We start from the raw sequence: 23164 nt of genomic DNA on the forward strand, positions 1-23164 counted from the left end.
TCAGTCGCCTCGCTGGGTATCGGGGGTGGGTGGGGGGTCGGGCACCGGCTCGGTGTCGACGGTCGCCTCGGGTGGCTCAAGCCGCTCGCGGCGCCAGCGCTCGACGACCCGCTTCACCGCGGCCACCGTCGCCTCCAGGGTCATCTCTGCGCCCTTGACGGCCACCGCCACGAGGATGATCTCGACGATGCCGCCGGACAGCACCCGCCCCTCGTCGACCGGTTCCGGCCGCCATGACAGCCCGGTCTCCGACTCCAGCTCGGCGAGCATCCGGTCGGGATCGTCCAGCCCGGTCAGCCCCTTGACGGACACCGAGATCCTGGTCGCCATGCACAGCCTCCCCCATGTGCCAACACCCGTACCAGCGTACCCATTTGGGGCCGCGTCATCCGGAGGACGGCGAGGACGGATCTCGGGAGAGGGGGACCGGCTCGGGGCACGGCGGCGGAAGCCCGCTCACTCGGGCGCGCGGCCCCGCTCACTCGGGCGCCGTGCGCTCCCCGTCCGGCAGGCCGAGGCGGGCCTGCTCCTCCTCGACGATCCGGCGGGCCAGTTCGGTGTCGGACACGTCGATGGCGTCCGGGGTGGCCTCGGCGACGGCGCTGCGCCGGGCGTACGCGTCGAACAGGCGGTTCTTGTTCTCCAGCACCTTCACCAGGCGTTCGTCCACTCCCCCGGTGGCGAGCAGGCGGTGCACCCGGACCGGCCTGACCTGTCCCATGCGGTGGGCGCGGGCGACCGCCTGGTGTTCGAGGGTGGGCTTGGTCTGGGGTTCGCAGAGGATGACGACCGAGGCGGCCTGGATGTTGAGCCCGAGGCCGGACGCCTGGATCTGTGCCAGGAGCACCGCCGGTCCCGGGGCCACGCCGAACTCGTCGACGAGCTGCTGCCGCCGCGCGGCCGGGACGCTTCCCGTAAGCGGCCCGAACACCCGGACGCCGCCCGCTGGTTGGGCGGTGAGCGACTCCGCCACCACCCCGAGCACGTCCTTGAAGTAGGAGAAGACCAACGTCTTCTGCCCGTTCTCGCCGGCCTCCCGGACGATCTCCCGCAGCCGGTCCAGCTTGGCCGACTTCTCGGGGCGCGCGTACGCGGCCCGGCGCATCGCCATGAAGTTGCCTTCGAGTACGGCGTCCCGGTAGGCCTCCTCGTCCGCCGCGCTCAGCTCCTCCCACTCGTCGGTGCGCTGGAGGCTGGGGAGTTCCGTCAGTACGTCCTGCTGGTTGCGGCGCAGATAGACGGGGGCGACGGCCTTGCGGAAGGCGACCGAGCCGCCCGGCGCGTCTCCCTCGCTCAGGGACGCCCCGAGGTCGCGGTCGAGCATCCCGACGAGGTTGCGGAACTCCCCGACCCGGTTCTCCATCGGGGTGCCGGTCATGAAGAGGGCGCGCTCGCAGTGCTCCGCCCACTGGGCGACCGTCTGGGACCGCTTGGCCTGGGGGTTCTTCACGGCGTGCGCCTCGTCGACGACGAGCAGCCCGACCTCTCCGCCGCCCGGCACCGGGAAACCGCGCAGCGCCTCGAAGGTGGTCACGCCGACCCCGCCGCGTCCCTTCCAGTCGGCGAACGCGTGGGGCCGGTCGGGGCCATGCAGCACGACGGGGCGCAGGGTGCTGCGGGCCTCGATCTCCCGGATCCAGTTCACGAGGACTCCTGCCGGGCAGACGACCAGGAAGTGGCTCTGCCCCTCGGCCGCCAGATGCGTCAGTACGGCGATGGCCTGGATGGTCTTCCCCAGGCCCATCTCATCACCGAGGATCACCTTGCGGCGCGCGAGGACGAACCGTGCGCCGAACGCCTGGTAGCCGCGCAGGGAGACCCGCCGCCGCGAGTCGTCGAGGTGCTGGGTGCGCACCCGCTCGGCTATCTCCTCGGGCAGGAAGCCCTCGGCGGCGGCCACGTCGGTCGACGGCCCGGAGATCTCGGCGAGCAGGCTGTAGTACTCGGCGGAGCGGAGCTCGAAGTCCACCCAGGCCGCGATGTCGGACGGCGGACCCCGCAGCAGGTCCACCGAGGCCTGGGCGAGCAGCTGGGGCAGCCCCGACTGCTCCGCATCGTCGAGCAGCTCCCGGATCCCGGCGACCGCCGCCAGCGCGCGAACCCTCTTCTCCTCGCCGGCCAGCAGCAGCCGGAGCCGTCCGGTGGCGGGCCTGGCCTCGGTCAGCGACGGACCGAGCCGCTTCGACAGGGCCTGGGCCTTGTCGACCGCGCGCCGGGCGTCCGGACCGGCCTCGACGAGCACGTGCAGGGCCATGACGAGCGCGGTGGTGGCCGGGTCCGGCCGGTCCACGTCGATATGGACGGCCACCGTCTCGTGCGCGGCCTCGGAGAGCCGACGGGCGGCGCCGAGGATGTGGTCGGCGGTGCGCCTGCCCACGCCCGGGATCTGAAGCAGCCGGTAGGGGCCCGCTTCGAGCACCTGCCCCACCGTACGCAGCCCGCTCTTCTCCACGGCCCCGAACTGCACCCGCCCCTCGGTGGCGTCCCGCAGCCGGGCGACCGGGATGGCGTCGAGCTCCCGCTGCACGGCCGCGTCGAGGATCGGCGTCAGCGCGGCCCGTACCGCCTCGACGGCCCTGCCGTGATCCGCGGCCAGCGCCCGCGCCGCCTCGTACAGCCGTGCTCCCCGCCCGACCACATCCCGCTCACCACGCCCCACGCCCCACGCCCCTCGCCTCGCGCCGGGTCCGAAACGGCGTCGGCCCCGCCGAGAGGCAGGACCGAACGCATACTCGCCTCTCTGTCTCCAACTTCCCACACCATGAGGGCAAGGCTGTCCATCGATGACACCGCTGCGCTCGCTGGGCTGGATCCGGCTAGCGCCGTGCCCCTGACTTGAACCGAACAGCCTTCTCCCACGCCTGGCTCCCTCGCCGCGCTGGGCATATCCGGTTGAAGCATCGCCAGTACCAGGACCCGTCGGCCCGGCGGCGCAGGTCCACTTCCGCCCCCTTGCACGCATCGCACCGAGGGGGTTCGGCAAAGTCCTCCGCGTGTTCGTGAGCCAGGATCTTGCGTGCGAAGTGACCGCCCCTGATGGTCAGCATGACCTCACGTGAGCGGCTCTGCGAAAGGGAGTTGAGGCTGCCCAGCAGTACCGTCTGCTCGTCGATGACCACGATCTTCTGGTGCATGACGTTGACGGGGACGACCGTCTGCACCACTGCCCGAAGCTTCCTGACCAGATCGGCCTGCTTCTTCTGACCCGTGTCGTAGGGATCACGGACGAAGACGGTCACCCGCACTCCTCGGCGCACGGCCGCGTCCAGCACCGGCAGCAGCCCGATGAGACGTTTCGCAGTCCACGGAGACCAGATCCACAAGGAGCTGCGCGCTTCGGCCAGCCGCGCGGCGAACGTCTCGTAGAACGAGATCTCGTCGTCGACGTCGGAGACTTCGACATGGCGGGAGAGGACGTCGGCGAGACGCGTGCCGAACGGACCGAGAGGAATGTCCGGCCGCCCGCCTGGGGCGATCAGCTGAGTGGCCGGAACCGTGCGGACGCGTCGGCCGCCGACGAGGGCGGCAAGCCTGCCCATGGCGGTCTGCTCACCCGCAGCAAGAATGCGCCTTCGGCTTCCCACAACGTAGAGCCTGGTCTGAACGCGGGTGACGGCGACATTGAAGAGTCGTACCCCATTGCGCTCCCAGGCCGATGCTCCAGGAGCCCGGGACGCCTGGGACATCCAGAGACCGTCACCGTAGTCGTCCTCCACGGTGTCGAAAATCACCACGGGGAACTCACGCCCCTGGAAACGGTGAGCCGTTCCGACTTCGGCGAGCCGACTGCCGGTGCCCTCGTTGTCCCGGAGCGCCTCCAGGGTGGCTTCGGCCTGTACCGGGTACGGCGTCACGACACCGGCCTCCTCACCGTCCTGTCCATGCAGGTCGATCAGGGCCCGCGCGAGCAGGGAACCGGCCGGCCACCATCCCTTGCGGCGGCCGGTGCGGTGGACCTGGGCGAGGTTCTGCAACCCGTCGGTGTCGATGATCACGATCTCGGGGTCGTCCGAGGCGCGCCGTGCCGCGCGCTGCTCGATACTTGGGCCGGGTTTCAACACGCCATCATACGCGAGTGAGTTCGCCAGACTCATGACGTCGTAGCCGAAGCGGTGCTGGACATCCAGTACGACACAGCCTTGGTGATTCACTGCCGCCATGGGGGACTCGATGCCGAAGTGCTCGTAGACCTCACGCAGGATCCAGCGGGCGACGTCGGGCCGCTTGCTTCCGTCGAGTTGCGGGAGTACAGGACCGAGCTGCATGAAGTCCCCGAGCAGGACCGCAGTGGTCTTCGCCTTTCCCACGGCAAGGAGGACCTCGGGCAGGGTCGCGGCCCCGGCCTCGTCGACCAGGACCACATCGTATTCACCCTCGAAGACCGCTTTCGTGGTACGGAAGCGGGCCAGGGTAGTGGCGACGACCCTGGCACCGCGAATGATCTCGCCCTGGGCGTCCCGCGCAAGCTTGTCGTACTCCTCCTGAAGTTCGCGATGACGGCGTTCCAGCGCCGGCCGGTACTTCTGGTCCTCCGTCACCCGGGGTTTCAGGTCCGCCACCTGTGCATGGCGTCGGGGGTGGCCGAGTCGTTCGGCCTCCTCGACACGAGTTTCTGCCGCTTGGGAAAGCCCAAGTTCCCTGGCGAGAACGGCCAGATGGGCGCCCGCCGCCAGATGGTGTCGCCGGGCCTGTTCCAGGGCCTTCTCCGCCTTCTGCAGGGTCGTCTGCCGGAGCACGATCTCCTGCTTGCTGAACGGAATCCGAGCTCCGAGCGCCGCCAGCTGCATCGCGACGGCGTCCTCCTGCCGGGCCAGGACCGACCGGGCGTCCGCCGCCTTCTGACCGGCCTGCTGGGCGTCAGCGCGCGCCGTCTCCAGTCGAGTGCGCGCGGTTTCCCGTTCCTGCTTCGCCCGGCGCCTCGCAAAACCCTTCAGCTGTTCAAGGCCGTCCACGAGCTCCTGGACCGCCGCACACTCACTGCCGGCGAGCAGTGCCTTCGCCTCCAAGTCGGTCACTGCCAGGCGGAGTCGGTCCAGGCTCTCCTGATACTCGTCGTACGACTTCCAGTCGGTCTGAGCCTGCTTCGTCACCCTCACCGCTTCGAGCGCGGCCTGGTAGGACCGTTCCAGCCGTACGGCAGTGTCCTCGGCGTCCTTGGCATCCCGGCGTGCCTGATCGCTCGTCTGCTCCAAAGCCGCGGACGCTCGGGCAGGATCGTCGAGTCGGACACGGTCCGCGGCGTACGCCACAGCGTCGAAGTCCGTGAGACTCCGCTCCAGCTCCTCCAACTTCCGGGCCCGCTCCCGGGCTTCGACCAGCTGGGCGGCGACAGCACGGCGGCGTTCGTCGGTTTCGGTCAATCGGTGGCGCACCATCAGCGTGAGGCAGACACTCGCGTCTTCCGCGATCTCCCTCAGGTGAGGCGGTCCCACGCGGACGAGCTCGCCATCGCCGTGCCGTCGCTCTTTCACCACGCCCCACAGGGCGTTGTCCACAGCGATATTGGTGGCCGAGACCAGCAGGACTCGTTTCCCCCGGGTGACGAGATCGCTGATGGCGCGTTTGAGGACTGTGGTCTTGCCCGTGCCCGGTGGCCCCCACACCAGCCACAGCCCCTCGCCCAGGCATGCCCGATAGGCGCGGTCCTGGGCCGGCAAGAGCGTGCCCGGCGGCAGTCCGATGGGAGCGAGCCGCCCCGTGCCCGCCTCGCCTCTGGCCATGAAATGGGCCAGCGGAGCATCGGCGAGCGAGGCCATGCCTTCTCGCAGCGCCTTGACGAGGAATCCGGTGGGCTGCGGCTTCATCCACAGCCAGGGATCCGCCGGGTCCGCGAACTCCGGGACACGCACTCGAAGCGCGGTGCCGTCCCTGTATACGTCGAGCAGGGAGTGACCTGCGTCGATGTCGCTCTCATCAGGTCCGGCCAGTCGCAGACTGTCCCCCTGGAGCTGGTCCGTCCCGGTTTCGGACCCGCGCACGTCGACTACGTACTCCCCGGGCTTCCGGCCTCGCACCGCTCGCCCCAGAGGGCGCCACCGTGGCTCCCGCGCAGGTACGCCTTCGTGTGCCACCCAGGCGTCCAGCGCCGAGACGACTTCTTCCTGCCAGCCCACGTTCCCCCACTACGACCGTGCTGCCCGGATCTTGATCAGTGGTATCAGTTCGGCCCTGGATCGACTACCGGCAATCCCGCCAAGGAACGGGGCTCGAACGAGTTTCAGGCGCGGCCGTACAGCTGGGGCAGGTCGATGAGCTGGATGCCAGGGGCAGCTTCGGCGGAGTGGCTGAGCTTGTCATTGAATCCTGCACCGCTGAAGCAGAGGAGCCGGGTGTGGGTGGTGTCGTAGCGTCCGGTCTGCGCGATGAGGTCGCGGATGTGCTGGAGCCGTTCAAGGTGGGCGACGCCCATGGTGTCGTTCCATTTGGCTTCGCCGATCGCCAGGAGCGGAGGCTTGGCGCCGTCGGCGACGCCAATGATCGCTACGTCGACTTCGTGACCGGTGCGGGCCTTGGGGTCGTGGACAACTCCGTGTCCGACGCGGGCGGGCAGGCCGCCGAGCTGGTCCGGGTCCGCGTGGTGCAGGGCCCAGTCCCGGCAGACTTGTTCGAAGTGCGGGCCCAGTACGTTGCTGGCGAAGCGGCGGCGGCTGGCCTGCCAGACCCGGGCAGCGCTCCCGGGACGTTCCAACTGGTCCCAGACCGGGCGCATGATCGCGTGATAGAAGGCGATCAGCGGCTCAGCAATGCGATATGTGGGCCGGTTCTCGCGGAACACGTCGGCGTCACGGTGCAGCAGTCCCGCATCCTCAAGCACGTTGATGGGGTGCGCGATGTCAGTGGCCTTGCGCTCGAGATAGCCGGCCATGCCGCCCCGGGTGGCGTTGCCTTCGGCGACGGCCGCCAGCACTGCCAGGTACAGGGTGGTGTCGCGCATATCGGGTTCCTCGGCCAGTAGATAGCGGGCCTCACGGAACAGCGGGGTCTCCGGATTGAGGACGGTGCGCGTAACCCAGGCATCGAAGTCGTCGGGGCCGGTGGGGGTGTCGCCGCGGGCGAACTCGCGTCGGTAGGCGGGGGTGCCGCCGACAACGGCGTGGACCTGGAGCGCGAGACGGGGATCGGTGATCTCCCAGAAGTCCGCGGCGAGCCGGTGGTCGAGCGGCCTGACCAGGAGATCGAGGCCCGCGCGGCCTCGCAGCGGAGCGTTCCCGGCCAGCAGCTTGCCCATGAAGGACAGGGCCGAGCCGCACAGCAGCAGGCGGGTGCGCGAGTTGGTGCGCTGCTCGCGCAACGGCCGCAGGGATTCTTGGAGGAGTGAGGGAAGCTCGGGATTGGCCTTCACCAGATACGGAAACTCGTCGATCACGACAGGGACCGGTCGCTCGCGGCCCAGTGCGAGCAGCGCGTCGATCGCCTCCGCCCAGGAAGCGAAGTGATAGGGGCTGGCAGGACGGGAGTGCTCCGTCAGCGCAGCGCTGATCCTGCGCAGAGACTCGGCGTCGGTGGCCTCGGTCGCGCCGAAGTAGAAGCCCCCTGCGGCTCGGCAGGCCGCGTCCAGGAGGAAGGTCTTGCCCTGGCGGCGACGCCCGGAGACCACGCCGAGGGTTGCCCCGGGCTGCGGATCACTGATGAACCGGCCCAGCGCCGCCCACTCGTAGTCGCGGTCGAACATGTCGGACGGCTTGTCCACCCGAGCCTCCGAAAGATAGGGGCGCACTTCTATAAATCGTACCCCTACCTTCCCATCGGGGACGGAACCCGGCACGGGAAAACGCAAAGGGCCCGACTCCGAAGAGTCGGTCCCCTGTCGGCGCGCGTGCGCCCGCTAGACGTTGAAGCGGGATTCCACGACAAGGCTCTGACCTGCGAAAACGCAGGCGCATCCCAGCACCATCCCAGCACGGGATGCGCGACAAAGTACGAGAAGACCCAAGGTCGCCAACGCTACCCGGCAGCGCCCGCACGCGCCTGAAGTCTGAGGAACTTCTACGCACGCCACATCAGGCTCGCGCCACCGCGTCGAACCTCGCAGGGCGGCACAGCGTCCGCGCTCGCTCGCGGTCTTCCAGGACACCGACGGCCGGCTCCGCCGCCTGGCCACCGCCAGAATGCACGTCCAGACCTCGGAGCCCGCGCGAGCGTTCACAGATCCCGCACACCCGGCGGACGACCGGCAGCGCGGCGCACCAACTGATCCATCTCCTCGCTCAAGACCACCATGGCCGTAACACACGGGGACTTCCGCTTGACACGACCACCATATCGGTAACAGTGTATCCATTATGAGTATCTGGTCTGAGCCCCAGCCCGATTCCCGGTTCGTCGAGGTGGACGGCCTGCGGATCCACTACAAGCGTGCTGGGCACGGCCCGGCACTCGTGCTGCTGCACGGCAGTGCCTCATCCCTGCAGCACTTCGACCGCGCGACGGATCTGCTGTCGGATTCGTTCGATGTCATCCGTCCCGACCTGCCGGCGTTCGGACTGACGGGCCCGCGCAAGGACCGCGACTACCGCATCCCGGCGTACGCCGCGACGGTGGCGGGCTTCGCGGAAGCGCTGGGCGTGCCGCGCTACGCGTTGGCCGGCAATTCCCTGGGCGGCAACATCGCCTGGAACGTCGCGCTGGATCATCCGGAGCGGCTGACCGGCCTGGTTCTTGTCAATGCCACCGGCTACCCGGAGAAGACGGTGCCCGCGGGGATGCGCCTGACCCGCAACCCGCTGGTGCGGCCCCTGCTGAGGCGGGTGATGCCGCGCGGGGCCATCGAGCGCAGCCTGCGCGAGGCCGTCGAGCCGCATGCGCAGATCGTGGACGACGCCATGGTGGACCGCGCCTATCAGCTCATGAGCCGCCCCGGTAACCGCTCGGCCTTCGTCGACTTCTGCAACACCGACCAGCCGGACCGCAGCGCGCAGATCCCCCGCATCACGGTACCCACGCTGGTGCTGCGCAGCGCGAGCATCGACGGCCAGCACTTCGCCCGCGACATCCCCGGCGCCCGGGAGCTCGTCCACCCCGACGGCGGACATCTGCTGCCGGAGGAGGAACCGCAGTGGGTCGCGGACGCGATCGCGAAGTTCCTCGGCTCCTGCGCCGACACTCCCGCGAACTGAGGGCAAGGAGGCCCGTTCCATGAAGTACTTCGTCGCCCCGGGCGAGGACCGCAAGCTCACCGCCGACTCGCGGGGGGCGCTGCGCGGCAGTTTCATCGAGCTGTCCGACGGCGTCACCCACTACGAGCTGACGGGGCCCGAGGACGGGGACGTGGTCCTGATGGCGGGCGGTCTCACCATCCCGCTGTTCTACTGGGACGGCCTCGTCAGCGAGCTGCACGCCCGCGGGCTGCGCACGCTGACCTGCAGCGCCTACGGCCGCGGCTACTCCGACCGGGTACAGGCGCGATACGACGAGACGCTGTTCACCCGGCAGCTGGCCGAGCTGACGGACCGGCTCGGCCTGACGGCGCGGCCCCTGCACCTGGTCGGCACCTCCATGGGCGCGCTGGTCAGCATGACGTACGCCGCCCAGTACCGCGCGTCGGTGTCCACTCTCACCATCGTCGGCCCCGCCGGTCTCGCGAAACCGAAGTTGGCCTCCCCTGACCGGCTGCTGCGCAGCGATCTGCTGGCCGGGGCGGTCGCCCGCCGTCGCGGCCTTCAGCTGCTCCAGGGGCACCTCGGGCACAACGTCCGCGACCCCGAGCGCGGCGCGAAGCTGACCGAGATGGTCCTCGACGCGTTCCGCTTCGAGGGCTCGCTGTACGCGGTCTTCGACACCCTGCAGCACCTGCCTCTCAGCGGCCGGGACGACCTCTTCCGGCGGACGGGGGCACTGGGCATTCCGACGCTGCTGCTGTGGGGCGACGAGGACAACGTCACGCCGCCGGCGCAATTCGACACAGCACGCGCTCTGCTGAAGCCTCGCAAACATCATGTAATTACCAAATGCGGGCACATGGCCCCATACGAACGGCCTCGCGACGTCGCCGAACGGCTCGTCCCGTTCGTGTCCGCACGCACCGAAAGGCTCGACTCATGAACAACCCGCAGGCCATCGACGTACTGATCATCGGTGCCGGCCCCTCGGGCTCCGCCTTGGCGATCGATCTCGTACGGCGCGGACTCGACGTCCGGGTCGTCGACAGGTCCCCCCACGCTTTCGACGGCTCGCGCGCCAAGGGCATTCAGCCCCGCAGCCTCGAAGTCCTCGAAGACCTCGGCGCTCTCGACGACGTGCTGGCCGGCGGCGACATCTATCCCAAGCTCGGGCTTCATGCGGGACCCATCGGTGTGCCGTGGAAGATGTTCCCCCACAAAGAGGCAACCCCGGACGTCCCGTACCCGAACACCTGGCTGATCCCGCAGTTCCGCACGGACCGCGCCCTGCACGCCCGGCTCAGTGAGCTCGGCCGCGAGGTCGAGTTCGGCAAGGAACTGACCGAGCTGACGCAGGACGAGGACACGGTGGTCGCCAAGGTGGTGGGCGCGGACGGGGTCGAGGAGATCGTCGCCCGCTATGCCGTGGGGGCCGACGGCGGCTCCAGTGCGGTGCGCAAGCAGCTCGACATCGGTTTCGTCGGGACGACGGACGAGGCCGACCGCGTGCTGATCGTGGATGCCTCCGTGAGTGGCCTGGCCCGTAACAGGTGGCACATGTGGCCCGGCCTCGGCGGCAAGCTCATCGGCGCCTGCCCGCTCCCCGACAGCGACATGTTCCAGTGGATGATCCGGCTCACGCCCGACGAGAAGCCGCCCCAGGAGATCGGCGCCATCATCGACCGGATCCACTCCCACACCCGCAACCGGCACATCCAGCTGCACGAGATCCACTGGAAGTCCGTGTTCCGGCCCAACATCCGTCTTGCGGAGCACTACGGCCGCGGACGTGTCTTCCTCGTCGGCGACGCCGCGCACGTCCACACCCCGGCCGGTGCCCAGGGCCTGAACACCGGTATGCAGGACGGCTACAACCTCGGCTGGAAGCTCGGCCAGGTCCTCGCCGGAGCCGACCCGGCCCTGCTGGACACCTACGAGGCCGAGCGGCAGCCGATCGCCGCCGGGGTCCTGGGCCTGTCCACGGAGAAGTGGGGCGGCATCGCCAAGCTCGACCCCTCCAGCATGAAGCGCGGCAAGGACGAGCAGCAGCTCTCCCTGACCTACTACGGCGGCCCGCTCGCCCCCGCCGACAGCGGCGGCACCAGCACGCTGCGCGTGGGCGACCGCGCCCCGGACGCCAAACTGCTCGGCGCCGACGGCGCCGAGACCCGCCTGTTCAACCTCATGAAGGGACCGCACTTCACCGCCATCGCCTACGGCCCCGCCGCCGCCCGGGACCTCGAACTCCTCGAATGGCCGACGACGGGCGCCCAGCTGAAGCGGCTGACCGCCGGATCGCCCGCGAGCGACGGCCGCGCCTTCTCCGACCCCAAGAACACGCTGCGCAGTGCCTACGGCCTGACCGGCGACACGCTGCTGCTGATCCGTCCCGACGGCTACATCGGGCACATCGCCACGTCGGATTTCCTCACCGCCACACAATCCGCCGTGCGGGCAATGACGCCGCAGGCAAGGAGCCGCACCATGTCCCAGCCCAGCCACGCCTCCCCCGGTTCGGGGGCCACTGAATGAGCCGCATACTGCTGCGCGGGGCGCAGGTCATCACGATGACGCCGGACCGGCCGGACGCCGAGCAGGTCGACATCCTCGTCGACGGCGACACCATCGCCGACATCGGCGAGGACATCGAGGGGCCCGACGCGGAGGTCGTCGACTTCTCCGGCCGCATCCTCATCCCCGGTCTGGTCAACGCCCACCTGCACACCTGGCAGACCGCGCTGCGCTCCGCGGGCGCCGACTGGACGCTGATGGAGTACCTCACCCACCTCCACGGGGAGTGCGTCGGGCACTACACCCCTGCCGACATGCACGTCAGCAACCTCGCCGGCGCCCTCAACCAGCTCAACTGCGGGACGACCACGGTGGGCGACTGGTGCCACAACGCCCTCTCGCCCGAGCACGCCGACGCAGCCGTCGAGGGACTGGTCCAGGCCGGGATCCGCGCCGTCTTCCTGCACGGCACGCCCTATCGCTCCCCGGATACTCCTCACCCGCTCGCCGAGATCGACCGGCTGCTCGACGGCCCCGTCCACGAGCACGCCCTCCTCACCCTGGCCATGGCCCTCCAGGGGCCGCAGTACTCCTCCGCCGAGACCGCGGTGGCCGACTTCCGGGCCAGCGCCGAACGCGGCCTCGTCGTCTCGATGCACCAGAGCGGCGGCGAACCCGCACCCGGCTGGGAGGCCGTGCGCAACGCCGGACTGTTCAGCCCCCTGACCAACGTCGTGCACGGAGCCGAGATGCCCGAGGACTGGCTGAAGACGCTGGTCGAGGCAGGCGTCACCTTCACCACCACCCCGGAGAACGAACTGGGCCAGGGACACGGCACCCCCATCACCGGATGCCTGCTGCGCCTGGACGCGGCACCCTCCCTGGGCACCGACATCGACACCGCCGTACCCGGTACGGTCCTCACCGCCGCCCGGATCGCCCTGGCCCACCAGCGCGGCCTGGACCACGCCCACCACCGGCAGACGACCGGCATGTACGCCAACACACCGTCGGTCACCAGCAAACAGGCGCTTGCCTGGGCCACGGTCGAAGGAGCGAAGGCACTGGGCCTGGCGGACAAGGTGGGCCGGATCGAGGTGGGCATGCAGGCCGACCTGGTCGCCGTCGACGCCCGGGCGCTCAACCTGTGGCCAGCCCACGACCCCATCGCCACGGTCCTGCACGCCGACATCGCCAACATCGAAGCCGTGATGGTCGCCGGCACGTGGCGCAAACGCGATCACGTCCTGCTCGCATCCGGCCTCGACGAGGTCAAGGACCAGCTACGCGAGTCCGGAGAACGGCTGCTGCGCAGCATCCGGCCCGCGGGCTCCCCCGGCTGACATACCGCAACGGCCCCCACGCATGAACCGCGCGCCGACGCGCACGACACCCCGTCCTCGTGGCGCGATGGCCACGCGCCCCCCAGAGCCGCACACCGCGGCCTCGTTCCCCCCAGCAAGAAAGTGCCGTGAGCAGCCCCATCCCGACTACCGCGGAGATGCCCCGCGACGCTCTGCACCAGGAACAGATCATCCAGTCGGCCATCGCCCTTCTGGACGAGGGCGGCATCGAGGCTCTGACCATGCGAAGACTCGGCAGCCGTCTCGGCATCACCGCGGCGGCACTCTACTGGCACGTCAAGAGCCGACACGATCTGCTCCTGCTGGCCGCTGACACCGTCTGGGGGCAGACACCTCTCCCCGATCTCGACGGCCTCGAATGGCGTCCAGCCCTCCTGGCCATGGCCGACAACCTGCGTTCGATGCTTCTCAGGCACCCCTGGCTGCTGGCCGCCATGACCATCCAGCCCCTCGACGGCTCGGCCAGGGACCGCCATGACGAGCACCTGCTCGCGGTCTGCGAGGCGTCCGGCCTCACCAGGCGGGATGCCGAGCAAGCCGCCCAGAGCGTCGTCACGTTCGCGATCGGCGCCGCCCTCGCAGCCACCCCTCGCCCGTATGTGTCCTTCGGACTGCAGTCACTTCTCGACGGCGTCGAAGCCAGGCTTGCCGCCCGTACCTGACCCGACACAGCAGAAGAGGCGGACGCCCAGCTCGACCACCTTCCTCTGAACGGACAAGGCGAAGGGCGGGAGACCTGACCTCTCTTCAACCTCACGCCTCCGCAGGCTGTGTCGTACCAGGAGTTCGGAAACAGCTGCTGGTCGGCGTGCAACACCGCTCTCGAACAGCGGGGCGAGGCTCGCCCGACGTCGGCTGAAGATCGCCTCTCACCCGCTCAGGAGGCCGCGGACCGCACGATGGCGCGGGCCGCAGCACGCCCCTCGGGAGCGGGAACGAGCGGGTAGGCATGGACCGCCCCGTCGCACACGATGACTTTCACGGCCGCCCCTTCCGCAGCAGCCCGTTCTTCCAGGCGCCGGACGTCCGGGTAGAACAAGTCGCGAGTGCCGATGTAGACGTCGATGGGCGCCAGGGGGGCAAGCGGGCCATTGACGGGACTGAGCCGGGGTTGGGCGGGGTCGTCCCCGCCTGCCCAGCCACGTCCGGCCGCAAGCAGGCGGCTGGTGGTGAGAAACGGATCTCGGGCTTCGACTTCGGGAATCGCGGGGTTGGTCAGAGTCAGATCCAGCCAGGGGGAAATCAGTACTACTCGGGTCGGCTGGGGCAGACCCGAGCCGACCAGGCTCTGCGCCACCCCCAGAGCCAAGCCCGCGCCGGCGGAGTCGCCCATGATCGTGACCTGGCCGGCGTCCAGGTCGCTGAGCAGGTCGCGGTAGACGGCAGTGACGAAGGGATAGGCGTCACGGTAGGTGTACTTCGGCGCCAGCCCGTACTGCGCCACCTCGACTCGTATACCGGCATCCGCAAGCTGCGAGATCAACTGCCAGTGCTGGGGCACCATGTGGCTGATGTAGGCGCCGCCGTGCAGATAGACGACCGCTCGCTCCGCCCGGCGCCCGCGCGGACTGACGGTGCGGCATTCGAAACCGTCGATGCTGCGCGATGTCACGTCGTGCCGCTGTACCAGTTTGGCGGGCGGACGAGGTGGCTCCTTCGATGCAGCCACGGGGTCAGCCGTCCTGTGTTTTCGGGTCAACCGCAGGTACGCGGCGACTACGTGCATCTGGGGACTGCTCATGTCCGGCTCTCCTTCTTGGCACCGCGATGCCGTCCGCTTCGCGGAGGTTGTCACATGTGCAGGACCGTTCTGACGTGCCCTTAGTAGGCGAAAGCCACCGCCTGGACGCGGTGCCGGGCACCGATCTTGGCGAGGATGCTGCTGACGGGTGACTTGATCGTGGTTTCGGCCAGATGCAGGTCCTCGGCGATCTCTCCGTTGCTCCGCCCCGATGCGACGCGGGCGAGAACCTCACGCTCGCGTCCGGTGAGGTGGTGGAGCGGCCGCTGTCGTCGTGGTCCTGGTCTGGGACGGCGCGTTGCAGGCGGTGAGCGCGCTCCCCGAGTACGCCCTACTCGTGTGCGATGTGTGCGCGGTGTTCGGCGAGTACGTCCAGTCCGAAGTCGGAGGTCAGGTCACGCCACACCGAGTGGGCGTGGTTGGCGTACCGCTGTGTGTTGTCGTACTCGATGAGGACGCGAGGGTCCTGCACCCGGTAGTAGTGCGGTTCCCCGGCGTCCGTGCTGCCCGCCCAGCCGAAATGCACCGCGTCGAGGACGGTGTCAGAGGCGTAGTGGGTGTCGTAGGCGTCGGCGAGGAACTCGGGTGCCCGTCCGGTGTAGAGAGTGACGAGCCGGTGCAACAGGTGCCGCTGCTCGTTGTTCAGGTCGCGACCGCTGATGCCTTTGGGGGGAATGGTGATGGCCACGCGCGCGTGATCGTTCTCGGTGTATCCGCTGCCCGCTTCCGCCCGGCGGTCGATGTCGTCGACGAGCCGGTCCAGCTCGGGGTCGCCGAACCGGCCGCGCCACAGGTCCTGCATGTGCATCATCGTGTCGCCGTGTTCGACGCGTGGGCGGTTGCCGGAGACGATGTCCGAGACTGCGGACGGGTGGAGCAGGGCGCTGCGGAGTTGGCCCGTGTCCAGACTGCGGACCAGTTGACGGGCCGTCTCCTCAGGGCCTTGCAAGGGCCGCAGGGTGCCTCCGATCAGCTCGGTCGTGGCCGGGTCGGCACCGATGAAGCAGGGGGTGGTGGAGACGAGCCGGCCGGCGACGACGAGGTTGTTCAGGGAGATGTGGTGGCCGCCGAACCGCCATGCCCAGACATGGTCGCCGGGGCGGCCGAAGATCCTCAGCCAGTACAGGCCGGGGTCGCGTCCGCGCTGCCGGCCCCAGTGGACCCGCCACCCTTCCAGCTGGTCCAGGACGTTCTCCAGTCCCATCACGGTGGTGACCGTGGCGTAGCCCGGGATGGACAGTCCGGTGGCCACCAGCCGCATGGCCAGGCCCTGTTGGCGGGCGCTCTGGTCTCGGATGGCGAGCCCGCCGTGTTCGGTGGGGGTGTAGAACCAGCGCAGCCGCTCGGCCTCCGCATCCGGGTGGAGCGGGGAGTCGTAGGCGGCGAGCGGGAGTTGGTCCTCGCTCAGGCTGTCCAGCCAGGCGATGGCAGCATCGGTCATCGCGGCCGCTGCCTTCTCCCGCCCGGCTGCCAGGGCGTCGGGCACGGTGCCCTCTCGGTCACCGGTCACCGGTGGACTCCGGGTCCTCGGAAATGTCGAGCATGACCTTGATGGCGTTGCCCCGGCGCTCGGCGTAGGTGTCGAACGCCTCGGCGACGTCGGGCAGCCCGAAATGGTGGGTGACCAGTTCCGCGGTGCGCAGCCGACCCCGGGCGGCCAGGCCCACGGCGCGGGCCACCGAACCGGTGCCCTCGCCGCGGACCGTCTGGATCGAGATGCCGTTCATCACGGCGTGGTTGAGGTCGGCCTGTACTGGCTTTTCGAAGAAGCCGACGAGGACGACCTTCCCGGACCGCTTGGCCATGCGCAGCGCGTCGTCCACCGCACTCGGGGCGCCGGAGCACTCCAGGACGATGTCGGCGCCGATCCCGTCGGTCGCCTCCCGAACCGCCGCTACGGCGTCCTCCTCCCGGGAGTTGACGACCAGGTCCGCGCCGAAGGACTTGCCGATGGCGAGCCTGGCTTCCCGCGTGCCGGTCAGGGCTACGGTCCTGGCCCCGAGTTCACGTGCGACCTGTACCGCGAGCAGCCCTATCGGTCCGGGGCCGATCACGGCGACCGTGGATCCGACAAGCAGGGTGTCGAGCACGTCAAAGGCGTGCATCACGGTGCCCACGGTGGTGAGGACGACCGCGGCGTCGAAGTCCACGGTGTCCGGCAACCGGTGGAGGGTCGCCACGTGGTTGAGCGCGTACTCCGCGAAGCCCCCGTTGACGGTCATCCCCTGCACACGGTGCCCGGTGTGCCGCAGGCCGTAGTTGAGGCAGTCCGTGTAGGCCCCGGCCAGGCAGTTGGCGCAGCGCATGCAGCCGCGGTGGGCTTCCGTCACCACCCGGTCACCGACGCGGAGCTCGTCCACGGCGCTGCCCACCGCGGCGACGATGCCGGCGTACTCGTGGCCGGGTACGAACTCGCCCGCGGCCGGGCCGCCGTCCTTGAAGAAGTGCCGACTGCGGATCTTCAGGTCCGTTCCGCACAGGGACGCCCTGCGGACGTGTACCAGAACGTCTTCCGGTCCCACCTGCGGCACAAACAGCGTCGTGACGGCGAGAGTGCCGGGCTCGCCCAGCACCGCGGCCTGCATGGTTTCCGGCAAGGGCATAGGGGCCTCCAGTTACGGCCATGAACATGCGGCGGAAATCGACGGACCGAAACGGCCCTGTTCCCCACCTCATCTTGCACGCCGGCAACGCCTATTCCCTATTCGCGGCACATAGGCATCCCTTATGCATGTCGCGAGAGATTCCTATTGGAGACCCATCACGACCTCGTGGCAGTGTCATTTGGAAACGACGAACGGGGCCACCGCCCAAGGAGCGAAGCTGTGGATCTGGGAATTTCGGGCAAGACGGCGCTCGTACTGGGCGGAGGTGGAGGTCTCGGCGGCGCGATCGCCCAGGCTCTCGCCGCGGAAGGCGCCGCTGTCGCCGTCGCGGACATCAGCCCACAGGCCGCCGAGCGCACCGCCGAGGCGGTGGCCGACGCGGGCGGGAAAGCCGTGCCCCTGGAATGGGACCTCGCGGACCTGGGCGCGATCGACCAGCACATCGCGGCAGTCGAAGGGGCGCTCGGTCCCATGGATATCCTGGTCAACAACACGGGAGGGCCACCGCCCTCGCCGGTTGCGGGGCAGGACCCCGAACTCTGGCTGAAGCACTTCCAGTCCATGGTGCTGTCCGTCATCGCGATCACGGACAGGGTCGCGCCACTGATGCGCAGCCGCGGCTGGGGCAGGATCATCACCAGCGCCAGCTCGGGGGTGATCGCCCCCATCCCCAACCTGGGGCTGTCGAACGCCTTGCGGAGCAGCCTGCTCGGCTGGTCCAAGACGCTGGCCCGGGAAGTCGCGGCCGAGGGTGTCACCTGCAACGTGGTCGTTCCGGGACGGATCGGCACCCAGCGGACCAAGTTCCTCGACCAGGCCAAGGCCGATCGGGAGGGCAAGTCCGTCGCGGAGACGTCCGCCGAGAGCGTCGCGTCGATCCCTGTGGGCCGCTACGGCGAACCACGGGAATACGCCGCCGCCGTCACCTTCCTCGCAAGCGCCCAGGCCTCTTACATCACAGGCTCGGTCATTCGCGTCGACGGCGGACTCATCGCCAGCCTCTGAAAAAGACATCGGATTTCTGAGGAGGCAGAACAATGGCAGCCCTGGACTGCAACACCCATGGTGTTTTCGCCATCGCACCAACGCCCTTCGACGAGGAAGGCGCAATCGATTTCGACTCACTCAGCCGACTCGTCGACTTCTACGGAGACGCCGGCGTCACCGGACTGACCCTCCTGGGCCAGATGGGCGAAGCACCCAAGCTGTCCCACGAGGAAAGCGTGCGCATCGTCCAGCACGTCCTCAAGCGCACCGATCTGCCGATCGTCGTGGGCGTCTCCGCACCCGGCTACGCCGCCATGCGGGCTCTCACGGTCGACGTCATGTCAGCCGGTGTCGGCGGCGTCATGATCGCCCCGCCGAACACGCTGCGTACCGACGACCAGATCGTGAGCTACTACGAGGGAGCGGCGGACGCCATCGGCGCGGACGTGCCGTTCGTGATCCAGGACTATCCGCTGTCCTTCTCCGTCGTCATGTCCCCTGCCGTCATCGCCCGCATCGCGAACGCCGCGCCAGGGTGCGTGATGCTCAAGCACGAGGACTGGCCGGGCCTTGAGAAGATCAGCGCACTCCGGCAACTCGAAGCCGATGGAGCGATGCCCCGCCTGTCGATCCTGTGCGGAAACGGCGGCCTCTTCCTGGACTTCGAGACCGAACGCGGAGCCGACGGAGCGATGACGGGCTATTGCGTTCCCGAGCTCCTCGTCGACGTGGTGCGCCACACCGCCGCCGGCGATCGTGACGCCGCCCATGACGTCTTCGACGCCCACCTGCCCCTGCTGCGCTACGAACAACAACCGGGCATCGGCCTGGCCGTGCGCAAGTACGTCATGAAGCGCCGCGGAATCCTGACCTCCGACACCCAGCGCAAGCCCGGGCCCGTGCTGTCGGCTCGTGCCCGCAGCGAGGTCGACTACCTGCTGGCGCGGCTGGCCCGCAAGGACAGCAGGGTCGCACTCACGGCATGACGCGCAGGCCACGAAGATTTGCTTGGCAGTCTCCGGGACTGCGAGCGGGCTCAGATTCAGGAAGACCCGTCTCCTGTCTCCGACACGCGCTGCCCTCACACATCCCGGCCCGATTCGTGGTCACAGCGCGAGCACCGGGCAACGCTCGGCCGAGTAACTTGATCACATGCAGCTACGTCAGCTGGAGTACTTCCTCGCGGTCTGGGAGGCGGGCTCCTTCAGCGGAGCGGCTGCGCGGCTCTATGTCACGCAGCCTTCGCTGTCCCAGCAGATCGGGGCCCTGGAGAAGGAGCTGGGCGCGGTACTGCTGGAGCGCGGCCGGCAGGGGGTGACGCTGACTCCCGCGGGCCGTGTCTTTCTGCCCCGAGCACAGACCGTCGTCCGTGCGGTTCAGGACGCGCAGGACTCGGTGCGCGAGGTGGTGGAGGGCCGTCAGGGCGACGTCCACGTGCTGACCGTACGGTCCGTCGCCTCGGGGATTCTGCCGCCGTCCGCGGCGCGCTGGCACTCGACGTACCCCTCCACCGTGCTGAGACTGCACGACTACTCCCACCGCCGGGACCTCGAAGAGGCCATGCGCAGTGGCCAGGGCGACATCGCGGTCGGTCCACGGCCCGACCCGTGGGAGGGGCCCGTCATCTCCCTGGGATATGAGGAGATGATGGTGACCGGCTCGGCCGAATACCCGGCGGGGGCTGCAGCTGATCCGGCCGAACTGGCCGCTGTCGACTGGGTGCTCTACGAGCAGGAACAGGGCATGAGCGAAGTGGTGGACCGCCTGGCAGGGCACCTCGGGTTCACGCCGCGCGCCGTCGCACGCACGGGCCAGGTCTCCGCAGCGCTCCTGTTCGCGGTCGAGGGGATCGGTGTGACGGTGACACCGGAGAACGCGGTGCCGCTGCGCTGGTCGAGGCATGCCCGGCGGATCGGGCCCGGCTGTTTCCGGGAGCTGGTGGTGTTCAGCAGGAAGCTCCCCTCCCAACTGGCCGAGCGGTACCGGGACATGCTCACCACTTTGGAGTTGCCACTGACCGCGGAGCGGGATCTGCCCGAAGGAGCACTCCGCTTCTAAGGGCCCGTAAAGAATCAACACGTTGCTTCGCGGTCTCTCTGTCGCCGTCGGGGAGTTCACGAATGCGGGATGCCAATGGCAGCCGACCGGTGAACCCGTGCGGGCGCCGTCCATGACTTCCTCTGCAACTTGCTGGGCAAGAGCCTGCCCTCAGGACCATCTGCAACCTGGCGACGGGCACCGGCTGCGTGAACGTCGTTACGCCCACGACACCGCGAACTCACTCCGAAGCCGACCATCATAACGGTTACACTGTTACCGTTATTGCGCTAGGCTGAGCCGCTGCATCGATCGACCAAATCGCCCGTCTGGGCGCCGAGCGATGCACCCGGCCGGCAACTCGACCGCGCCCGACACATCCCATAACGGTCTCGTGAAGACCCGCCCACCATCAGGCCGTCACCCTTGACGCCCACGCCGTCATGACGCCGGCACCCTGGAGATACCTCATGATCCTCACCATCACCCTCGCCTGCGCCATCGTCCTGATCTTCGGAGGGATCGGAGTGCTCAACACACTCGCATTGCCGAAGGCGCGCGAGCTGGCCGCCGAGACCGGCTTCTCCGTCGCCGCCTACCGCCGCATCGGCGTGCTGCAACTGGCAGGAGCCGCCGGCGTGGCGCTCGGCCTCGCCATGCCGCCGCTCGGCGGCCTCGCGGGAGCCGGGCTTCTCCTGCTGCTCGCCGGAGCTGTGGTCGTACACCTGCGCAAGGGCGACCCGGTTGCCAAATTCGCGCCCGCCGCCGTGTGCGCGGTGCTTGTCGCCTCATACCTCGCGGCCTTGTTCGCCTGAAGCGCTGCGGATCGAGTCCACGCCTCCACGGATGGGCGGCTCCGGCGGTTTCGCCCTGAAAGCAATGCTGCCCCGAGCCGTGACTTCACCTCGAGGAGCCGGCCGACGGGGATAGCTTCGGACCGCCACGCGGGACGCTCAAGCCGCGACCGCACGGTCCACCTGCCTTCACCAGAGCCCCTTCGTCCACAGTGCGGCGCATTCCCTTGGCCGGGGCCGGCGGGTCGATCACGAGTCCCTGGCAGCCTCGCTCCATGCCGACCGACATGACTCCGTGGGCGGGCGGCCTCAGGTTCGCATCGTCCTGGCTGGTCAGGCGTCGTCGCGCAGGTGGGCAAGCCCGCCGAGAAGGAGTTCGAGTCCGAAGGAGAACTCGTCCTCGATCGGAACGGGCATCGACCCGGCGACGGTGACCGTTGCCGGGAACAAGGCTGGATCGACGCTCTGAAAGACGGCGGACACTTGCGCGTCGTCGAGTTGCCCGCCGCCGCCGTGACCGGTGACCTGTATGGCGAATCCGAGGACGTAGCGGGAGAGGGTGGCAAAGGCGTGCGCGGCCAGTCGCGGCGGGAAGCCGCTGTCGAGCAGCGCCGCGACACAGTGCTCCCGCAGCGCCATGGCGTTCGGCCCCAGGGGAATCTCTTCGACCATCAGGCGCGCTGCGTTCCGGTGCCGGGCCAGGGCCTCGAACATGGTGTGCGCGACCGTCCGCAGCGCTTGCTGCCAGCCCATCGCGAGGAGTTCGTCGCCCTTCAGTTCCACGGCGCCGAACATGCGGTCCACGACATGGGCGACCAGCGCTGCCCGGTTGTCGAAATGCCGGTACAGCGTCGCCGTGCCCGAGCCCAGGCGCTGGGCCAGCGTCCGCATCGAGAGAGCGTCGGCCCCTTCATCGTCCACGATCTGCAGTGCGGTGGAGACGATGCGCTCCAGCGGCACGGGCGGACGCCCCGGGCGCCGAGCCGATGCCGTGGTCGCTCGCATAGGACCAGCTGCTGCCACTGAACGTCCACCTCCTCGGCCAGCACCATAACAGCAACACCGTATCCACTATGGAGATCGCCGGTCGAGCACAAAGAGGCGGCACCCCCTTCGATCAGCCCATCGACGACCACCCACAAAAAGCGACCACCCCGGCTACCGCCGGGGCGGTCACGATGGAGGCATACGAACCGGGCAGGATCCGGTCGGTCAGCCGGCGGTCAGGACGGCGCGAGGTCCAGGCCCGGCGTTCCAGGCGTCAGTGCACTGCTCCAGCGGGTAGGTGGTGGCGTCGACAGTGATCTTTCCGTCCGCGAGGACCTGCAGATAGGCCATGCCCTGGACGAGGTAGCGGCCCATCGGGAAGGAGCCGATCTCAACATAGTTGGTGGGTGCCGCGCCGGGGATGCTGTGCAGGGCCTCGAAGGCCGATTCGGCAGGCGTGCCCCACAAATAGTCGAGCACCAGCTCGGGACTGCGGCCGTCCAAGGCGGCAGCGATCGCCTTCGCATCCTGGGCCTTGTCGCCGGTCAGCTCGACGGTCTCGGCTCCTACGCCGGCGACTCGCGCCAGGTCCGCGGCGCCCCTGCCGACGCCGATGGTCCTCTGCACGCCCAGGGCGCGGGCGTTTTGTACGGCGAGTCCGCCGGCGGCGCCGGTCGGGCCGAGGATTCAGCACAGTGCCGGGCACGCCACGCTCGTCCACGTGTGCGGTCAGCGGCATCCACGAGGACATCCCGGGATTCATGGCCGCGGCAACCGTGACCGGGTCGGCGCCCGGCGGCAGCGGAGCGGCCATCGGGACAGCCATCCGCTCGGCGAAGGTGCCCCACGGCAGCCGGGTCTCGCCGGTGCAGACGAGCGTGCCGTCCGCTTTCCGGGCGACGGCGTCCACGCCCGGGACCATCGGGTACTGACCGGTGCCGCTGCAGTGCACACCGTCGGCCTTGGCTCGCACGACCGGGTGGATCGCAGCGGCCACGAGCTCGACGATCTCGAAGCCGGGCGCGGACTCCGGTTCAGG

At 69.1% G+C, this 23164-nt stretch carries 19 protein-coding genes and 1 pseudogene; 10 read left to right on the top strand and 10 right to left on the bottom strand.

Features of this window, described 5'->3' with window-relative positions; translation table 11 throughout:
* From ABZ928_RS34450 to ABZ928_RS34465, 4 genes are all read right to left on the bottom strand, one after another.
* Positions 1-330 (bottom strand): hypothetical protein, encoded by a 330-nt coding sequence (locus ABZ928_RS34450; RefSeq protein WP_361527611.1) that lies wholly within the window; start codon positions 328-330, stop codon positions 1-3.
* Between the two features lie 148 nt (positions 331-478).
* Positions 479-2659, bottom strand: coding sequence for a DEAD/DEAH box helicase (locus tag ABZ928_RS34455; protein ID WP_361527613.1), 2181 nt, complete (start codon positions 2657-2659; stop codon positions 479-481).
* Positions 2660-2816: 157 nt separating this feature from the next.
* A complete protein-coding gene (locus tag ABZ928_RS34460) occupies positions 2817-5756 on the bottom strand; it encodes an AAA domain-containing protein (RefSeq protein WP_361527615.1) in 2940 nt (979 codons plus the stop codon).
* A gap of 461 nt (positions 5757-6217) precedes the next feature.
* Positions 6218-7690, bottom strand: a complete 1473-nt coding sequence (locus tag ABZ928_RS34465; protein ID WP_361527617.1) for an ATP-binding protein — start codon at positions 7688-7690, stop codon at positions 6218-6220.
* 592 nt (positions 7691-8282) lie between these two features.
* Here ABZ928_RS34465 and ABZ928_RS34470 point away from each other — a divergent pair.
* From ABZ928_RS34470 to ABZ928_RS34490, 5 genes are all read left to right on the top strand, one after another.
* On the top strand, positions 8283-9116 hold the full coding sequence (locus ABZ928_RS34470) for an alpha/beta hydrolase (RefSeq protein WP_361527619.1): 834 nt from the start codon (positions 8283-8285) through the stop codon (positions 9114-9116).
* Between the two features lie 19 nt (positions 9117-9135).
* Complete coding sequence (locus ABZ928_RS34475) at positions 9136-10041, top strand: alpha/beta hydrolase (RefSeq protein ID WP_361527621.1); 906 nt, start codon at positions 9136-9138, stop codon at positions 10039-10041.
* Entirely contained in the window at positions 10038-11630 is a 1593-nt protein-coding gene (locus tag ABZ928_RS34480; protein ID WP_361527623.1) for an FAD-dependent oxidoreductase, read from the top strand. The genes ABZ928_RS34475 and ABZ928_RS34480 overlap by 4 nt, the downstream gene beginning before the upstream one ends.
* Positions 11627-12952, top strand: a complete 1326-nt coding sequence (locus ABZ928_RS34485) for an amidohydrolase family protein (protein WP_361527625.1) — start codon at positions 11627-11629, stop codon at positions 12950-12952. The genes ABZ928_RS34480 and ABZ928_RS34485 overlap by 4 nt, the downstream gene beginning before the upstream one ends.
* Before the next feature lie 128 nt (positions 12953-13080).
* Positions 13081-13635, top strand: a complete 555-nt coding sequence (locus ABZ928_RS34490) for a TetR/AcrR family transcriptional regulator C-terminal domain-containing protein (RefSeq protein ID WP_361527627.1) — start codon at positions 13081-13083, stop codon at positions 13633-13635.
* Between the two features lie 215 nt (positions 13636-13850).
* Here ABZ928_RS34490 and ABZ928_RS34495 read toward each other — a convergent pair whose 3' ends face one another.
* The 4 genes and pseudogenes from ABZ928_RS34495 to ABZ928_RS34510 all read right to left on the bottom strand — a co-directional run bounded on the left by ABZ928_RS34495 (position 13851) and on the right by ABZ928_RS34510 (position 17317).
* A complete protein-coding gene (locus ABZ928_RS34495; RefSeq protein WP_361527629.1) occupies positions 13851-14714 on the bottom strand; it encodes an alpha/beta hydrolase in 864 nt (287 codons plus the stop codon).
* An 80-nt stretch (positions 14715-14794) separates the two neighbouring features.
* A pseudogene (locus ABZ928_RS34500) lies at positions 14795-14965 on the bottom strand (helix-turn-helix transcriptional regulator); the annotation flags it as partial.
* Positions 14966-15045: 80 nt separating this feature from the next.
* Positions 15046-16224 carry a DUF3500 domain-containing protein gene (locus ABZ928_RS34505; protein ID WP_361527631.1) on the bottom strand — a complete coding sequence of 393 codons (1179 nt, stop codon included), beginning with the start codon at positions 16222-16224 and terminating at the stop codon, positions 15046-15048.
* Positions 16214-17317: a zinc-binding dehydrogenase gene (locus tag ABZ928_RS34510; protein ID WP_361527633.1), complete on the bottom strand. Its 1104-nt coding sequence runs from the start codon at positions 17315-17317 to the stop codon at positions 16214-16216. Before ABZ928_RS34510 ends, ABZ928_RS34505 begins: the two co-directional genes overlap by 11 nt.
* A 222-nt stretch (positions 17318-17539) precedes the next feature.
* On the opposite strand from ABZ928_RS34510, the gene ABZ928_RS34515 reads away from it, so the two are divergent.
* From ABZ928_RS34515 to ABZ928_RS34530, 4 genes are all read left to right on the top strand, one after another.
* Positions 17540-18325 (top strand): SDR family oxidoreductase, encoded by a 786-nt coding sequence (locus tag ABZ928_RS34515; protein WP_361527635.1) that lies wholly within the window; start codon positions 17540-17542, stop codon positions 18323-18325.
* 32 nt (positions 18326-18357) lie between these two features.
* Positions 18358-19293, top strand: coding sequence for a dihydrodipicolinate synthase family protein (locus ABZ928_RS34520; protein ID WP_361527637.1), 936 nt, complete (start codon positions 18358-18360; stop codon positions 19291-19293).
* Between the two features lie 166 nt (positions 19294-19459).
* The gene (locus ABZ928_RS34525) at positions 19460-20365 is read left to right on the top strand and encodes a LysR family transcriptional regulator (protein ID WP_361527639.1); all 906 of its coding nucleotides are present in this window, start codon (positions 19460-19462) and stop codon (positions 20363-20365) included.
* Positions 20366-20814: 449 nt separating this feature from the next.
* Positions 20815-21159 carry a DoxX family protein gene (locus ABZ928_RS34530; protein WP_361527641.1) on the top strand — a complete coding sequence of 115 codons (345 nt, stop codon included), beginning with the start codon at positions 20815-20817 and terminating at the stop codon, positions 21157-21159.
* A gap of 312 nt (positions 21160-21471) precedes the next feature.
* Here the strand turns inward: ABZ928_RS34530 and ABZ928_RS34535 are convergent, their stop codons facing one another.
* Positions 21472-22098: a TetR/AcrR family transcriptional regulator C-terminal domain-containing protein gene (locus ABZ928_RS34535; RefSeq protein WP_361527643.1), complete on the bottom strand. Its 627-nt coding sequence runs from the start codon at positions 22096-22098 to the stop codon at positions 21472-21474.
* Positions 22099-22350: 252 nt separating this feature from the next.
* Complete coding sequence (locus ABZ928_RS34540; RefSeq protein WP_361527645.1) at positions 22351-22752, bottom strand: hypothetical protein; 402 nt, start codon at positions 22750-22752, stop codon at positions 22351-22353.
* A 68-nt stretch (positions 22753-22820) separates the two neighbouring features.
* Here ABZ928_RS34540 and ABZ928_RS34545 point away from each other — a divergent pair, with 68 nt between their 5' ends.
* On the top strand, positions 22821-23057 hold the full coding sequence (locus tag ABZ928_RS34545; protein ID WP_361527647.1) for a hypothetical protein: 237 nt from the start codon (positions 22821-22823) through the stop codon (positions 23055-23057).
* Positions 23058-23164 lie beyond the last annotated feature (107 nt).

Origin of the sequence: Streptomyces sp. NPDC046909, assembly GCF_040644695.1 — a bacterium.
Taxonomy (GTDB): Bacteria; Actinomycetota; Actinomycetes; order Streptomycetales; family Streptomycetaceae; genus Streptomyces.

Coding starts and splice junctions, on each gene's coding strand:
- ABZ928_RS34460 (WP_361527615.1), bottom strand. CDS start 5,756: ATGGCCTCGCTCGCCGATGCTCCGCTGGCCCATTTCATGGCCAGAGGC.
- ABZ928_RS34510 (WP_361527633.1), bottom strand. CDS start 17,317: ATGCCCTTGCCGGAAACCATGCAGGCCGCGGTGCTGGGCGAGCCCGGC.
- ABZ928_RS34495 (WP_361527629.1), bottom strand. CDS start 14,714: ATGAGCAGTCCCCAGATGCACGTAGTCGCCGCGTACCTGCGGTTGACC.
- ABZ928_RS34485 (WP_361527625.1), top strand. CDS start 11,627: ATGAGCCGCATACTGCTGCGCGGGGCGCAGGTCATCACGATGACGCCG.
- ABZ928_RS34475 (WP_361527621.1), top strand. CDS start 9,136: ATGAAGTACTTCGTCGCCCCGGGCGAGGACCGCAAGCTCACCGCCGAC.
- ABZ928_RS34525 (WP_361527639.1), top strand. CDS start 19,460: ATGCAGCTACGTCAGCTGGAGTACTTCCTCGCGGTCTGGGAGGCGGGC.
- ABZ928_RS34480 (WP_361527623.1), top strand. CDS start 10,038: ATGAACAACCCGCAGGCCATCGACGTACTGATCATCGGTGCCGGCCCC.
- ABZ928_RS34530 (WP_361527641.1), top strand. CDS start 20,815: ATGATCCTCACCATCACCCTCGCCTGCGCCATCGTCCTGATCTTCGGA.
- ABZ928_RS34450 (WP_361527611.1), bottom strand. CDS start 330: ATGGCGACCAGGATCTCGGTGTCCGTCAAGGGGCTGACCGGGCTGGAC.
- ABZ928_RS34520 (WP_361527637.1), top strand. CDS start 18,358: ATGGCAGCCCTGGACTGCAACACCCATGGTGTTTTCGCCATCGCACCA.
- ABZ928_RS34470 (WP_361527619.1), top strand. CDS start 8,283: ATGAGTATCTGGTCTGAGCCCCAGCCCGATTCCCGGTTCGTCGAGGTG.